Annotated in this window: 13 protein-coding genes; 6 read left to right on the top strand and 7 right to left on the bottom strand. The window is 62.5% G+C overall.

Annotated elements, in window-relative coordinates; all coding sequences use genetic code 11:
* Positions 1 to 27 precede the first annotated feature (27 nt).
* The 4 genes from AC1DNE_RS14020 to AC1DNE_RS14005 form a co-directional block, all read right to left on the bottom strand.
* A complete protein-coding gene (locus AC1DNE_RS14020) occupies positions 28 to 183 on the bottom strand; it encodes a hypothetical protein (protein WP_441470084.1) in 156 nt (51 codons plus the stop codon).
* Between the two features lie 334 nt (positions 184 to 517).
* Positions 518 to 871 carry a hypothetical protein gene (locus AC1DNE_RS14015; protein ID WP_476765707.1) on the bottom strand — a complete coding sequence of 118 codons (354 nt, stop codon included), beginning with the start codon at positions 869 to 871 and terminating at the stop codon, positions 518 to 520.
* A 189-nt stretch (positions 872 to 1060) separates the two neighbouring features.
* Positions 1061 to 1360 carry a hypothetical protein gene (locus AC1DNE_RS14010; protein WP_476765706.1) on the bottom strand — a complete coding sequence of 100 codons (300 nt, stop codon included), beginning with the start codon at positions 1358 to 1360 and terminating at the stop codon, positions 1061 to 1063.
* A 130-nt stretch (positions 1361 to 1490) separates the two neighbouring features.
* The gene (locus AC1DNE_RS14005) at positions 1491 to 2357 is read right to left on the bottom strand and encodes a hypothetical protein (RefSeq protein WP_441470087.1); all 867 of its coding nucleotides are present in this window, start codon (positions 2355 to 2357) and stop codon (positions 1491 to 1493) included.
* A 277-nt stretch (positions 2358 to 2634) separates the two neighbouring features.
* On the opposite strand from AC1DNE_RS14005, the gene AC1DNE_RS14000 reads away from it, so the two are divergent.
* The gene (locus tag AC1DNE_RS14000; RefSeq protein ID WP_441470088.1) at positions 2635 to 2760 is read left to right on the top strand and encodes a hypothetical protein; all 126 of its coding nucleotides are present in this window, start codon (positions 2635 to 2637) and stop codon (positions 2758 to 2760) included.
* Positions 2761 to 2964: 204 nt separating this feature from the next.
* Here AC1DNE_RS14000 and AC1DNE_RS13995 read toward each other — a convergent pair whose 3' ends face one another.
* The 3 genes from AC1DNE_RS13995 to AC1DNE_RS13985 form a co-directional block, all read right to left on the bottom strand.
* Complete coding sequence (locus AC1DNE_RS13995; protein ID WP_476765705.1) at positions 2965 to 4824, bottom strand: CocE/NonD family hydrolase; 1860 nt, start codon at positions 4822 to 4824, stop codon at positions 2965 to 2967.
* 4 nt (positions 4825 to 4828) lie between these two features.
* Positions 4829 to 6502: a M28 family peptidase gene (locus tag AC1DNE_RS13990; protein WP_476841101.1), complete on the bottom strand. Its 1674-nt coding sequence runs from the start codon at positions 6500 to 6502 to the stop codon at positions 4829 to 4831.
* Between the two features lie 126 nt (positions 6503 to 6628).
* A complete protein-coding gene (locus tag AC1DNE_RS13985; protein WP_441470090.1) occupies positions 6629 to 7417 on the bottom strand; it encodes an IclR family transcriptional regulator in 789 nt (262 codons plus the stop codon).
* A gap of 211 nt (positions 7418 to 7628) precedes the next feature.
* Between AC1DNE_RS13985 and AC1DNE_RS13980 the strand changes: the two genes are divergently transcribed.
* From AC1DNE_RS13980 to AC1DNE_RS13960, 5 genes are all read left to right on the top strand, one after another.
* Entirely contained in the window at positions 7629 to 8453 is an 825-nt protein-coding gene (locus AC1DNE_RS13980) for a polysaccharide deacetylase family protein (protein WP_476765703.1), read from the top strand.
* Positions 8450 to 9247, top strand: a complete 798-nt coding sequence (locus AC1DNE_RS13975; protein ID WP_476841100.1) for a polysaccharide deacetylase family protein — start codon at positions 8450 to 8452, stop codon at positions 9245 to 9247. Before AC1DNE_RS13980 ends, AC1DNE_RS13975 begins: the two co-directional genes overlap by 4 nt.
* 112 nt (positions 9248 to 9359) lie before the next feature.
* Positions 9360 to 10799: an ABC transporter substrate-binding protein gene (locus tag AC1DNE_RS13970; protein ID WP_476841099.1), complete on the top strand. Its 1440-nt coding sequence runs from the start codon at positions 9360 to 9362 to the stop codon at positions 10797 to 10799.
* Positions 10800 to 10867: 68 nt separating this feature from the next.
* Complete coding sequence (locus AC1DNE_RS13965; RefSeq protein ID WP_476841098.1) at positions 10868 to 12559, top strand: M20/M25/M40 family metallo-hydrolase; 1692 nt, start codon at positions 10868 to 10870, stop codon at positions 12557 to 12559.
* A 61-nt stretch (positions 12560 to 12620) separates the two neighbouring features.
* Complete coding sequence (locus tag AC1DNE_RS13960) at positions 12621 to 14213, top strand: ABC transporter substrate-binding protein (protein ID WP_476765700.1); 1593 nt, start codon at positions 12621 to 12623, stop codon at positions 14211 to 14213.
* Positions 14214 to 14219: the final 6 nt, after the last annotated feature.

Raw genomic sequence — 14219 nt, 5'->3', positions numbered from 1 at the left:
CGAAGAGCGCTCGGCTTCAACATGACCCTATTTTTTCTGGCTCGGGCGCTCATGCTTGCTCGTGTTCGTCGGGGGGGCGATTGGCATCGACGTCCCGCGGACCGGGGTCGGCACCGCCGCGATTTCCTTTTTCTTCTTCGGTTTCTTGGCTTCTCGATTGCCGCGTAGCTGTCCTTTGGCCATGGCCACCTCCTGAGGGTTGCGGCGGTGAGCGTCTCTGGCGACAGCCGCGTGAAAGCGCCCTTCCCTCCTGCCGCCGGTGGGCGGGCGGAAGACGTCCTCGCCGCTCGGGTCTCATCCGTTGCGAGGCTGAAGCCCCGCGCGCGGGGGCAGCCGTGCTGACCCAGGCACTGGCCTTGGCGTTGGCCTGAAACCGGAGGCACCTGCGGGTCTCGCCGGCATGAACGGGCGGGCTCGAACGAACCGCTCTTCGTGTCGGCGAGCCCGGGCGCCAATGTCAGGCTTTTGCGTCTTCGCCGGCTCGCGCAGGAATCTCTCCGCGCAGCCCGTCAACATCTCAGCTCTTCTGCATGCTGAGCGTTTCGGCGCATGCCTTTGCCACGGCCGAGTCCGGCGAGGTGCTGCCCACCATCGTGGCCCAGCCGCCTTTCGCGATGTAATCGCCCTGTTGCCAGGAGCTGATCTTCTTCAATTCGCCGAGAGCAGCATCAGGATTCGGCTGCTGCTGAAATCTGTTCACGCAGATCGGAGACAGGGCGGCCACGACGGCATTTTCGGCCCTCAGCGCGGCCAGGCGTTCGCTTGATGCGGCCGTGGACCAACCTCCCCAGGTGAATCCGATTACTGCGAGAGCAATCGCGCCACCGACCGCGCCCCAGATTGCAGGCTTGGTTTCTGCAGGGATTTTCATGGGATTATCTTTCGTTCCACGGAAGAGAAAGCTCCCGTAGAGTACGGTATCATATTTCATTCTCAGAGATTCAAAATAATTTTGATATTATCGAAGTGTTCGTCTGATTTTTTCGGCGCTTTATCGACATCACTGCTTCGCAGGAAGAGCAGCGCGGCGCGATTTCGACGGCAGGGAAATTGCCTTCGTCTAGGCGGCATCTTGGTTTCGGGTAGCGAAATGTTCCGCGTAGCGACGTTGATTTTCGGTCGTGTTGGCCAATCCACGAATGTCGAGCCAAGCGATCAGGCCAGCCGGACGGATCGTCACGATTTGCAGGGCCCGCCCCGTGGCGAGCCACGCGCTGACAACGGCAACGGCGCTTCGATGCCAGGTGTCGTAATCGGGCGGCGCATCGCCCCCGTCGCTGGTCATTGCCCAGAGTTGATCGAAATCCTCCGGTTCGTACCACGGGATGGCGACGGTATAAGCCTCGACTGTCGGTTTCACGATAGAGCCGATCGTCCGCGCGCGGCGCGGGAAACGAGATGAAGGCGGCCAGCGAAGCCTCTGAGGATCAAATGCAAGCGGAGTTGCCGCCGACCAAATTCTCGATAGAGATGACGGCCGGCTCAAAGACTCAGGGCTGGGTTTCGACCATCGCATGGTCATGACCCGCGCCGGAATTCAGAGATCGATGGTCCGGGCCGGAACTGGCTCGATGACGCTTCTCCCCGGCTACCGCACCACCTTCATTCTCCCAGCTCTCCAGAGAGAATGGGATGGGCGGTTTCAATCCCTCTCCGATCGGGAAGCCCTGGCGAAGCGCTTCTTCTGCGATTGCGGTGGCAAGGTCGATCCCCGCCGCCCTCCAATTGGGAAAGATACGTCGAATAGCGTCCGCCGCAGTCGCCGCCGATACCGCGCCAGCCTCGACCTGGCAGACCGTTAGAAACGCCGCAATCGCCGACTGAAGATCAAGGTGGGACAGGAATTCCGGCTTGGCGTCTACGTACGCTCCTCGGCCGGAATGCTTCCGCTCTTCATCCGTCGTCCAGGTTGATGGAATCCAGTGCGTCGCCGCGAATGGTTCGTCGTTGTCGCACCGCGCCCAAAATCCATTTGGCCGAAGCAAAGGACCGTCCGAGAGCCATCGGATCAAAGCCGCTTCGCCGCTGAAATTCCGTCCGATGATCAGGACATCGGTATGACCTGCTGTTGAAATTGGCAGAACTTCCGGCGCCGCATTCAGCTCCTCATCCGGCGAAGGGAGCATGTGCTCTTGTCGAAGAAAGGGGGTGTCCCCCCTGCCCGCTCCTCCGGTATGTTTCTCCAAGTGTCGGCCGAAGTTGGTGTCGATGCGGGCACCGCTGCCATAGGCACGAGCGAAGAGCTCGGCACGGGCTTTCTCGATATCGATGCCGCGCTGCGCCCAGGATTCATAGACCTCATCGAGCAGGTGCTCGATCAATTTTGTGTCGCCTGCTGTCAGAAAGGTTGAGGACATCGAGTCCTCCCCGGTCAGGGCCAGAGCGTGAACGCCCTCAGCCGACAGCGCCCTGATAAGAGACTGCCGATAAGGGCATCATAGGCCGCCCTTAAAAGAAAACAAAATAGTAAAATCAAAAGACCATCGATATCTCTAAATAAAATGATGAAAATGGACTTTTCAATGCCCAGGTGTTATTGTCCAAAAACGCCTCATATGACCGTTCTTATTATTTGAAGGTCATTTTGATGACTCGGCAGGCTTTCTGCCCTGGGCCCAGGATTTGGAGCCCGATATGACAGCGATCTCAATACGTTGGTATTTCTATCGCGTCTGGATAGCTGCGCGATATCTCGGCTGGATGGCCCATCTGGGCTTGATCGCGGCCTTCGCTCTCGCCTTCGCTATCGTGCTGCTTTGACGAGGTTTCGAGCGGCGCAAGAATGACGCCCCGGAAGTCGACGATGAGGGGCTCCCTTGGCATCTCGCCGCTCGATGTCGGGCTGGGGCACGAGCCGCTGCAAAGCGGAAAAGCTGTCAAATTCGGGCCTGCCGAGCGGAATTGGATCGACAACCCGCAGTTCATGCCGGCCCAAGGAGAGAAGCGAAATGAGCGAGACGCCTTTCACTCATCTCGCATCGCATGGACCCGCAATCTCGACGGCGTTGCATGGCCGAAATGGACCGTGTTGCGCGCGATGTTCCTGGCGCGCCCCTTGCCCTCAGGCGCGCCTGTATTCGGATTCACGTCGAACTTCGGAAAGTTCGAAGACGAAACGTCGAGGCGGATGCGGTGCCCGGCCTTGAACAGGTTGGCCGTCGCAAAAAGCTCAATAACGATCTCGAAACGTTCATCGCTCCGGATTGCTTCGGGGTTCTCCCACGAATGCCGATAACGGCATCGAAAGATCCCATCGCTGAGATTCATCGCGAAGCCCGTCGGATAATCGACGCTCGGCGGATGGACATCGATGAGCTTGGCCGTGAAGTCGGTGTCGGGCGCATCGGACGAGACCCAGAGATGCAGCTTGACCGGTCCGATGATCGTTAGATCTGCGGCCAACGGTTCCGTCTCGAACATCAGCACGTCCGGGCGCGACGACAACGGCAGGCCCGGTGTGCGGCAGCCGAAGAAGCGCGTGTCTTCGCGCTGGTCGAAAGCTCCACCTTCGAAGACGGGCTGGCCGCTCGTCAACGCGCCGCCGATCGTCGGCACCGGGTCGCGCGGATCGAAATCATAGGAGAGCGCTTCATCCGTCGCCGCGGCAGCGTTGGCGGACAGCGTTCCGTTCGCGTGGAGGTGTAACGCCGCCTCGCAGACCTGCGGAGGTGGCCATGCGGTGGTTTCGATCCAACGCCCGCCATGATCGATAAAGCCGGCCTCCGTCTTCCTCCCTGTCCCGCCCCCCATCACGAAGAGCCGCACCGAGGCGCTTTCCGTGGCGTCGGTTCCCTTCAGCCACCGATCGAAGCAATCGATCCGGAACCGCAGCCAGTTTTCGCCGATGTTTCCGTCGAAAGGCGCGGCAGGGCCGAAATCCACGTCGCCGAAAATCCTTTGTGTCCTGTTGCCGTGTGTCCACGGGCCCATCACCAGTTCCGGTCGGTGGTTGCCGCGGCTCAGCCCGGCGAGGTTCTCGAACGTCGTTGGAACATAGACGTCGTACCAACTCGACATCAGCAGGATCGGAATATCCGGAATTTGATCGTAGTAGCCGGCAGCGTAGATGCCGAGCGCCTTCCAATAATCACCAAAGGCGCCGTTCTGCCACTGCTCCAGCAGATAGCTTTCGTACTCTGGCTCCCACCGAATAGGGGAATTGCCGCGGCTCCAAGGCATGCGGCCGAACCAATCGATGATATTCTCGGCGGCAAGCGCAGCAGCCAGATTGGGGTCATCGGCGCAGGCGCGACCTTCCCTCGCCCGACTATAGGCCCAGGTTGCCTGCTTTAACTCGAACGCTCCCCCCTGCCGGATCCCGCAGCGATAGGCATTCGAGAAGCCGCCGGAGTCGAGGATCATCCCGGCAAGCGCCGGAGGAGCGAGGCAGGCAGCAGCCAATTGCGTGTGGGCGGCGTAGGATAGCCCCATCGTGCCGACCTTGCCTGAGCACCACGCCTGCTCTGCGATCCACTGGATGGTGTCGTAGCCATCGGCAGCTTCCGACAAGTACTTCGTGAATTCTCCCTCCGATCCGTAGCGACCACGGCAATCCTGGAAAATCACAGCGTATCCCGCGCGGCAGAACGCAGCCGCGACTTCCATCCGGGACATCGGGCGATCGTTGCCGAGCGTCAACTCCGACCGAGAAGCCAGGTGCTTTCCATAAGGCGTCCGCTCCAGAATTGCATGAAACGGCCCATCCTGCTGGGCGGGCAGATAGATATCCGTGGCCAGACGGACGCCATCCCGCATCGTGACCATCACGTCACGAAGCATCTTCGGGACGTCCGCCGAAGCGCTTGGCTGTGCAGTCGCGCGCATAGCGTCAGGCTCCAGGCTGTCCGGCGGCCTCGCGAACGACCGCAGTGGCCGTCGAAGCCTCGAGGCTTGCCGACCGCAACAAACTTGATGCTTCGCGCAGGCTGTGGCTCAGGCGGTTGCGGGCCCGGACAGCATCCACGGCCGTGAAGCGGTAGTCCTCATCCAAAGAATCCGAAGTCAATCGCCTGATCGGGTCCAGAACCGGCCAGGGGGAGAGCGACAGAGCGGGATCGTGAACAAAGCGATCCCCCTTGGTGTAATCCAGGGGTACCAAAATGCGGCTCAACCGCATCAGAACGTGATTGTGCGTGGCCGGATCGAGTCGCCCGCTGTTCAGGTCGGCGATGGCGCCGGCAAGCGACCCGGCTTCCTCGGTAACCTCTTCGATATCCAATCGCCCATTCAATTGCCGGCCGAGCTTGGCGAGTTCCTCGACAAGCGCACCAACTTGACCGGCATAGTCGACCGGCAGCCGCTCCTCAGTGAGCAAGCCCTGAACCACCCTCAACACGACCTTGGTATCTCGGACGAGAAAGTCGGGATCGATCTTGTCGAGAAGGTCGTGCTCGGTATGCCACCACCAGCCGAGGTCGTTGCGCATCTTGAGCGGGCTCGGCTCCTGCAGGCTGAGGCTGCCGAAGACGGAGGGAATCCCGATTCCTGGAAAGGAGTCGTCGGCGGAGCGCGCCTTGCGCCGCCCGACCAGTTCCTGACCGGCCTCTGCCGCGATCGCATCCGCCGCGATCCGGAAAAGGCCGCCGGCTGAACCGGTTCTGGTCAGATCGTTCGCGCCGATCCCACCGGGGCTGTCGAGATTGACATGCGCGGCACAGCGGGCGTCGAGCTCGGCCCAATGGTTGTCGGCATACCAGGCCGAGCCCGAATAGCGGCCCTGTGAATGGCCGGACCAGAAGCAGATGCGAAGCCCGCGCTTCCATTCCTCATGCTTCTGCGCGCAGAGCCGCACGACCTCCAGCATCGCGATGTTGGCCGAGCCATTGTCCATGACGCCGTGGAACCAGGTGTCCACATGGCAGGAGAGCAGGATGAAGGGACCTTGTGGATCGTCGGCGCACGGGAGATCGGCGACGAGAAGCGGGGTCTTGCGCCAGCCGGTATCGACGGCCGCGTGAAGCGTGACCTCCCCCATGCCTGCCTTCAGCGTATCCCGCAGAGCTTGGCCTGCCTCGTTGCTGACGGTGATGACGACGACCTTTGGCAATGCCGGGCGCGTCTCGGCCGAAGGGCTACCCCAGATTGGCGAAACGCACATCTCATGCAGCAGATGGTGGGGACTGATCTGCACCACGCCTATCGCGCCGGCCTGCGAGGCGAGCAATGCGATACCGGGACTGGCGATCCCATCGACCAGGACGATCCGGCCGCGGACATCTCGCTCGGCAAAGGATTTGCGAGCCCCCTCGCCGAGATCGACCAGCAATCCTGTCAGGCCGCCTTCCGGAGAGGAGAGCGACATCGAATGCGTAATTGCCGGCACGGTTCGCCCGTCGACGACAAGCCGGGCAGGCCCGGGAATGCTGATGTAAGCGTCATGGGCGATGAGCTCTGCCTTCAGACCAATCTGATCGAGCTGCTCCTTGAGCCAAGCGAAGCTCGAGGCTTCGCCGGCGGTTCCCGCAACTTTGGGCCATCGGGCCAACGCCCTGAGCCCGGTCATCATGCGGTCCGCCGAGACTCTGTCGACAAGCGCCCCCTCCACGCCCCCCTTATTTTGCGTTGCTAAAGCCATGGTGATGGCATCCTCGTCCGTGGGTTCTGCATGGAAGGGGGCACCGCCGAGAACTCAGGCGGTGGATCGTGATGCGCTCAGCAGCACCGAGAGTTCCCGGGCTGCGCTGCGAACTGTTTCGATATGACTAGGGAGAAGGCTCTCGCTCACCCGCCCTGTTGGCGCACCGATGTGGATCGTTGCGATGATTTTTCCGTCCGGGCCCATTACTGGCGCGGAAATCGAGATCAGGTCGGGGCTCACTTCGCCATGGCTGACGTAGAAGCCTTGCTCGCGAACGTTCGCGAGAACCTGCCGAAGGCGTTCCGGGTCAACGCAGGTGCGGTCCGTGAATGCCTTGAGCGGCTCTCTGAGAACCGCTTCTCGAAACGTTTCATCCTGAAAGGCAAGAAGGACGACGCCAGAACCGGCGTGCATTGGCCGGCTTCCGCCGATGCCGGCCAGGACTTTCACTGCTCTTTCTGGCTCCCAGCCAGCCACACATAGGCTGTTTCGACCATCTCGCACGCGAAGTTGGACCGTCTCGCCGGTGCTGCTTCCGAGCTTCGCGATGATCGGTCCGGCTACCCTCGCTATGTCGATTTGCCGTTCGGCTGCATTTCCAATCGCCAGCGCAGCCAAACCCAGCCGGTAGGTGCGCTTTTCCGGCGTGGAGCTGACGAAACCACTGGCCTCGAGGCTGCATAGAAGCCGGTAGACTCTCGCCTTGCTCTGTCCCGAACGGCGCGTGATTTCCGAGAGTCCCAGGTCCGGTGTCTCCGCAATGAGCTGGAGGACGCCAAGCGCGGCATCAACCGCATCGACCCGGTATTTCTCGATCTCTTTTGGCGGGTCAGCACTCATCTTCGGCGCGCTCCTTCTGCTTAGCCCCTGGCTGACGGGGCCAACTCCTCGTGAGTTCGCCATTAGCACAGCTCGATTCGGTTCGCTAGGTGAACCATCGGTTCAATAATTTGACATCAGCGCGACGCCGACGCAAGGTTCCTCGAAATCGACCTTTGGCAGCGACCGGACGAAGCGGCGCGCCATCGAGATCGAAGGGAACGAAAAGCCGATGGCTTCAGATGCAAAAGATCGCGTTGGCGGGATCCAGTGGCCGAACCAGGCGCGGGCAGTCGTCTGCGTGACGATCCATGTCGACGGCCCGGCGGTAGAGGCCGGCCGCGGCCAGAACGCGCTGGGGATCAACAGCCGCGGCAATTACGCGCTGCGGCGAGGCATTCAGCGCTACCTCGACATGCTCGATCGTCACGATGTGAAAGCCACGTTCTTCTGCTGTGGCTATGATGCCGAGCATTGGCCCGAGCCATTTCACGACATTCATCGAGCCGGCCACGAGATCGCCGCGCATGGCTACCGGCACGAGGGTTTCGACCTCGGAGACCGAGAGCCGGAACTCCTGGAAAAGACCCACAGGATCCTCGCCGCTATCGGTTCCCGCCCCCTTGGCTGGTGTTCGCCTTCCGGCCGCAAAAGCCAACTGACGCTGCCGACGTTGCGTCGCCTCGGGTACATCTACGACGCAAGCGAAAAGGACGAAGACATCCCGTACCTGCTGGAGGATGGCTTCATGATCCTGCCCAACAACACAGTCTCGCTCGATGACTTCCCGCTGTACTTCACCGGCGGGGCCTCAGCTGCCGAGGTTGAGCGCAATTTCGTCCAGGAGTTCGACGCGGCGCTGGACCGCGACGGATATGTTCATCTCACGGTTCACCCGCGAGCGGGCGGTGGATCAGGTACGCCGGCGCGTGCGGCGGCTATCGATCGCTTCCTGTCCTATGCGAAGGCGACGCCCGGCGTGCAGTTCATGACCTGTCGTGAGCTGGCGGAATATTGCTTGAGCGAGCCTGCTCGCTGGCAGGAGGCGCGGGCATGACCGGCGCATTGCTGATTACCGTGAATGTGCATGGCATCGGTCCCGAAGCCGCCAACATCCCGGGGGCCGAGCTCTTCGGACGCGACGCCCACGGCCGCTACACTTATCGGGTGGGGTTAGCCCGAGTGCTGGACGCGCTCCGGAATTACAATCTTCCGGCTACATTCTTCTGGCCGGCGGCCGAGGCTGAAAGGCTGCCCTGGCTCGTCGAACGCTGCCTGCAGGAAGGCCACGAGCTCGCCTGCCATGGCCGCGCTTTCGAAGATCATGCCAAGCTTGAACGCGATGAGGAGTCCTCTGTCATCGGCGAGGCTCACGAAACGTTGCAACGCCTGAGCGGTGCCGCCCCTCGCGGATTTCGGTCTCCAACCGGCACGCTGTCCGAGAATACGATCTCCATCCTCCAGGGTCTCGGATACCTCTACGATTCGAGCTTCCTCGATGACGATTGCCCCTACGCGCTTGGCCAATACGGCGGCCATCAGATGGTCGAGCTTCCGATTTCGGAAGGCCTCACCGACGCCACTCATTTCCGCCGGCGTGTGACCCAGGACCGGGCGGAAGAACTCATGCGCGAGGAGCTTTCAGCGCTGCTTGCGGTCGATGGCTATGCCTGTCTGACGTTCCATCCGCGTGCCGACATCGGGATCGGCCGGCTTGCCCGCCTGCCTTTGATCGAGCGCCTCGCCAAGCTGGCAGTCGACCACGGCGTCAGCCCCGCGCTTTGCAGCCAACTGGCACAACACGTCCGCGCCACGAGTGCCGCGAACGCAATCGAATACGTCGGAGAATAACATGCGAGCTGTTGCGGTTCTCACCTTCGGAATTGCCGCATTTGCGGCTGCTACGGGGGCAGGTCATGCCCAAACGCTTCGGACGATGATCACCTCGGATATTCGCGGCGTCATGCCTGGGCGCAGCCCGGATACCGCGACGGGAAGTGTCCTGCAGAATATCTACGAGGGTTTGGTCGCATGGCGCGCAGACGGCAGCGTTGCGCCGATGCTGGCGGACAGGATTGACGTCTCCGCCGACGGCAAGACGTACATCTTTACCCTTCGCGAGGGGGTGAAGTTTCATAACGGAGCTCCGCTGACAGCGAAGGAAGTCGTCTGGACCTGGGAGCGCTTTCTCGACCCCAAGTCGGCGTGGCCGTGCCGAGGAGCCTTCAACGGTACCAACGCCACGAAGGTCGAGTCCGTGAAGGCTCTGGATGACCGTCGGGTCGAATTCCAGCTTGCAGAACGGAGTGGTTCGTTCCTGAGCGCGATGGCCCGCGGCGATTGCGACTCCTCCGGCATCGCTCACCCCGATGCGGTCGATGCAAACGGCAACTGGACAACGGCTATCGGGACCGGCCCGTTCAAAATGACCGAGTGGCGCAAAGGCCAGTTCGTCGAGCTCTCGAAATTTGCCGATTACAAGTCGCGAACAGAGCCTTCGGATGGCCTCTCCGGTGCGAAGGAAGCCAAGGTCGAGAAGGTCAGGATCAACCTCGTTCCGGACGCCCAGGTCGCAAAACTCGGCATCCTGCAGGGCCAGCTCGATCTGTGGACCGACGTCGATGCCGCTTCGATCAAGGACTTCGCCAACGACAAGAACGTCACCGTCACGACCACGCCCGTCGCCGGCATCTACACGATCCCGCTGCAGTCACGCGACCCGGTGCTGGCCGACCCGCGAATCCGTCAGGCGATCAGCCATGCCATCGATCGGTCGAGCCTCGCCAAGGCGGTTCTGGACGATGACAGCATCGCCTCGCCATCCCTGATTCCGCTGACGAGCCGCTTCTACGGCAAGGTCCAGCGCAGCGGTGCGGAATACGACCCGGACAAGGCTCGCGCCTTGATCAAGGCCTCGGGCTACAAGGGCGAGCGCATCGCCCTGATCACCAGCAAGGCTTCGCCGATCATGGGCGATACGGCGATCTATCTCCAGTCGATGCTGCAGGCTGTCGGCCTCAATGTCGATGTCGAGATCATGGAGTTCGCGACGCAGTTCGAGCGCTTCTACAGCGGGCGCTACCAGATGATGGTCTGGAACCTCACTCCCTATCTCGATCCACTTTTCATCATCGAGCGCTTCACCGGCGACAAGGCGCGCCAGGCCGACAAGGTCTGGGATAGCCCGGCCTCGAAGGAATTGCTGAAGAAGCTCATCCTCGCAGATGACGGCCAGGACAAGCAGTCGCTCTACGACGAGTTGCACCGTCTGCAGATGGCCGAGGCACCGCTCATCGTATGGGGCACTCGCGCCACGACGGTGGCCCTGCGGAAGAACGTTACGGGCTTCCAGCCCTGGCCGGGTCAAAAGCCGCGCTACTGGAATGTTTCAGTCGCGCAGTGAACCCCGCAAGGACAAGGCGATGGCACGGCCATCGCCTGGAATTCCAACATGCTACGGCCGAGGGCCCGATGACGCTTGCGATACTCTCCGATCCGGCAGCCGCCGGCATTTCCTCCGAACGGTTGAAGCAGACGGTAGCCACTCTGGCTGCTCTCGGTCGCAAGCTCCCCGGTTCGGACAGCGCCAACACAGCCTGCCGCCATATCTGCGAGCAACTGACAGCGCTCGGGATCTCGAACGAGGTTCTCGAACTCGATGCCTTCGTCAGCTGGCCTGTTTCGGCATCGCTGACCGTCGGCAACAAGGTGCTTCCCGCTAATGGCTCCGCCTTCACCACCTCCGCCAACGGCCTGACCGGTCGCGTCACCCGTTCCTTGGAGCCGGAAGACCTGAAAGGCGCCTTTCTGCTGATCGACGGCCTGCCGCGCTACGATGCCTGCATCAGCGCGCAGCGAGCCGGTGCGCTCGGCGTCATCGCGATCTCGCATGGCCCTCAGCGCCATTACGTCCAGGCCTCGCCGCTTTGGGGCGCGCCGACCTGTCCGGACGACCTTGCTCTGCTGCCCACCGTGCCGGCCATTCAGGTCTCGCGCGATGACGCGGCGGTTCTGGAGCAGGCAGTCGCCGAAGGCTCGCAGGTCACGATGGCCAGCGAGATCCGTACCGAATGGCGCGCCGCGAAGCAGCCTGTCGCCGAGATCGAGGGGCGCGAGCCGGCCTATGTCCTGCTCGGCGCTCACTACTGCACATGGGGCGACGGCGCGACTGACAACACGGCCGGCGTCGCTCTGCTCATTGAGCTGGCGCGGCTGCTGAAGCAGCTGCCCAAGCCTCGATACGGCATCAAATTCGCGTTCTGGACCGGGCATGAGCAGGGCGGTTACGCCGGCTCGTCCTGGTATGCGGACGCGTTTCGCGACTCGCTCTACCGCGACGCCATCGCCTATCTCAACGTCGATATCGTCGGCAGCCGGGGCGGCACCACCAAGGCCCTGCGAAACACCACTGCAGAGCTCGCCGATTATGTCCGGCAGGTTCTCGACGGGACGGTCGGCAAGCAGACGCCGGAGGAAGAAGAGTTCGTCGATCGCTCGGTCAAGCGGCTCGACCCCTATATCGATCCAAGGCGCTCCGCCCGGAACTCGGATCAGAGCTTCAGCGGCATTGGACTCGCCACTGCTCAGGTCAGTGCATTCCTCCCGGCTGCCAGCCCGGAACATCTTCACGGCAGCGGGCTCGCCTGGTGGTGGCATACCGATCAGGACACGATCGAGCATATGGATGCCGACGTCCTGGCCGTCGACACGCTGATCTACCGAAACCTCGTCGAGGGATTGGTCGACGCGCCCGCCCTGCCCTTCAGGCCCGGCGCCATGGTGGGTGACGTGCTAGCGGGCCTGCGTGCCTATCGCGAGGCCGCGCCCGACCTCGACGACATCGCGCGCCTGACCGGCCTCGCCGAGAGACTGGCCGATGCGCTCGCAAACTGGACGCCGACGGGAGCCGACGACCGGTCCCTCCTGCGGCTCGGCCGCCATCTCAACCCGGTGCTCTATCACGCGCGCAGCGCCTTCGAATTCGACCTCGGCCGAGCCAGCCGCATCCTGCCCGGGCTGGCGCCGGTGCTGACGCTCAATCGTCTCGATGCCGATGCCTACCGGATGGCACGGGTGCAATTGCGCCAGCGCGCCAACCGCATCGCACACGGTCTCTCGGAGGCCATCGAGCTGGTCGAAGCCAGACGCGGCAACGCTCTCTGACGACTCGTATTTGGATCAATCTCCGCTGCCCCTCGGGCGGTGCAAAACGATGGGGACCATCATGGATCGACGCAGTTTCATGAAGGCCGGCGCGGCCGCCGCACTGGCAGGCATCGGCGCTCCGGCTCGTTCACAGTCATCCCGGCAGAAGGTGCTGCGGTTCGTGCCTTACACGGACCTGACGATCTTCGATCCGATGTGGTCGACGGTCGACGTTACCCGCGACTACGGGTACATGGTCTACGATACGCTGTTCGGACTGGATGCGAACTTCCAGCCGCAGCCTCAGCTCGCGGAGGGCTTGCTCTGGGGCGATGACGGGCGCAGCTGTACCATCACCCTGCGGACCGGCATCACCTTTCACGATGGCGAGCCGATCCGCGCCCGCGACTGCGTCGCCAGCCTGAAGCGCTGGTCGCAAGCGGCCCCCATGGGCGCCACGCTTTTCGCGCTGACTGACGAACTCGTGGCCGTTGACGACCGGACGCTGCGCTTCCGCCTCAAGCGGCCGTTTCCGATCCTGCCTGCCGTGCTGGGGCAGCTCAGCGCTCCCGTCCCGCTCATCATGCCCGAGCGGGTCGCGCAGACCGATGTGAGGACCCAGATCACCGACCGGACCGGCTCAGGCCCATTCAAGTTCAAGGCGGACGAATTCCAGCTCGGCAATCTCGCGGTCTTCGAGAAGTTCCAAGGCTACCAGCCTACGCCAAACACAGCGCGGGGCCTCACGGCGGGCCCGAAGACCGTTCATTTCGACCGCGTGGAATGGCGCCGCATTCCCGATGCCGCGACTGCTGCGGCAGCCCTCCAGACCGGTGACGTCGACTGGATCGGAGGCCCCACCTCGGAAACGGTCGAGCTACTTGCGGGCTTCAGGGATATCGATCTGCCACGCCTCGAGGACATTCCTTCGATGGCGATGATGCGGATCAACGCACTCCATGCGCCATTCAACAACAAGAAGATCCGGCAGGCCCTCCTCCCTGCTATCGACCAGGCAGAATTCTGCATGGCCGTCGCCGGCACCAACCCGCAGAACTTCGCCACCGGGAGCGGCTTCTTCCCACCGGGCACCGCTCTCGCCAGCGAAGCCGGTCTCGATCCGCTGAAGGGACCGCGCAGCATCGAGAGGGCCAAGCAACTGCTGAAGGAGGCCGGCTACGCGAACGAGCGCGTGCGCCTGCTCGGCGCGGCAGACAGCCCAGCCTCGACCACGCCCCTGGCTCAGGTTGCCGCCGATATGCTGGGCAAGCTGGGCCTGAATCTGGATATCGCACTCCTCGACAATGCGTCGGTCGCCCAGCGCCGCCGTTCCGAAGAGCCGATTGACAAGGGCGGCTGGTCGTTGAGCTGCTGGCTGTTCCCCGGCACCTGGTTCGTCGATCCCGGCACGAACATCATGCTGCGCGGCAACGGGCGCAATGCCTGGTTCGGCTGGCCGACGATCCCGAAGCTGGAGGAGCTCCGCGACGCCTGGTTGAACTCGCCGTCGGCCGACGATCGCAAGCGCATCGCTCAGGAAATGCAGGTCGTGGGCATGGATGAGCTGCCGGCTATTCCGCTCGGCGCCATCTATCGGCAAACGGCGCTCAAGAAGTACCTCGTCGATCGGGTGCCGACTGCCACGGTGTTCTGGAACATTCGGCGTGGCTGACTTCGC

The organism is Allobosea sp. 05L423 (assembly GCF_056397745.1).
Note: the sequence above shows the minus strand (reverse complement) of the source record. Positions and strands in the feature narration are given on the sequence as shown.

Bases quoted from the DNA above. Each gene is read 5' to 3' on its own strand.
- AC1DNE_RS14020 (WP_441470084.1), bottom strand. From the start codon at position 183: ATGGCCAAAGGACAGCTACGCGGCAATCGAGAAGCCAAGAAACCGAAG.
- AC1DNE_RS14015 (WP_476765707.1), bottom strand. From the start codon at position 871: ATGAAAATCCCTGCAGAAACCAAGCCTGCAATCTGGGGCGCGGTCGGT.
- AC1DNE_RS14005 (WP_441470087.1), bottom strand. From the start codon at position 2,357: ATGTCCTCAACCTTTCTGACAGCAGGCGACACAAAATTGATCGAGCAC.
- AC1DNE_RS14000 (WP_441470088.1), top strand. From the start codon at position 2,635: ATGACAGCGATCTCAATACGTTGGTATTTCTATCGCGTCTGGATAGCT.
- AC1DNE_RS13995 (WP_476765705.1), bottom strand. From the start codon at position 4,824: ATGCGCGCGACTGCACAGCCAAGCGCTTCGGCGGACGTCCCGAAGATG.
- AC1DNE_RS13990 (WP_476841101.1), bottom strand. From the start codon at position 6,502: ATGACCGGGCTCAGGGCGTTGGCCCGATGGCCCAAAGTTGCGGGAACC.
- AC1DNE_RS13985 (WP_441470090.1), bottom strand. From the start codon at position 7,417: ATGAGTGCTGACCCGCCAAAAGAGATCGAGAAATACCGGGTCGATGCG.
- AC1DNE_RS13980 (WP_476765703.1), top strand. From the start codon at position 7,629: ATGGCTTCAGATGCAAAAGATCGCGTTGGCGGGATCCAGTGGCCGAAC.
- AC1DNE_RS13975 (WP_476841100.1), top strand. From the start codon at position 8,450: ATGACCGGCGCATTGCTGATTACCGTGAATGTGCATGGCATCGGTCCC.
- AC1DNE_RS13970 (WP_476841099.1), top strand. From the start codon at position 9,360: ATGCCTGGGCGCAGCCCGGATACCGCGACGGGAAGTGTCCTGCAGAAT.
- AC1DNE_RS13965 (WP_476841098.1), top strand. From the start codon at position 10,868: ATGACGCTTGCGATACTCTCCGATCCGGCAGCCGCCGGCATTTCCTCC.
- AC1DNE_RS13960 (WP_476765700.1), top strand. From the start codon at position 12,621: ATGGATCGACGCAGTTTCATGAAGGCCGGCGCGGCCGCCGCACTGGCA.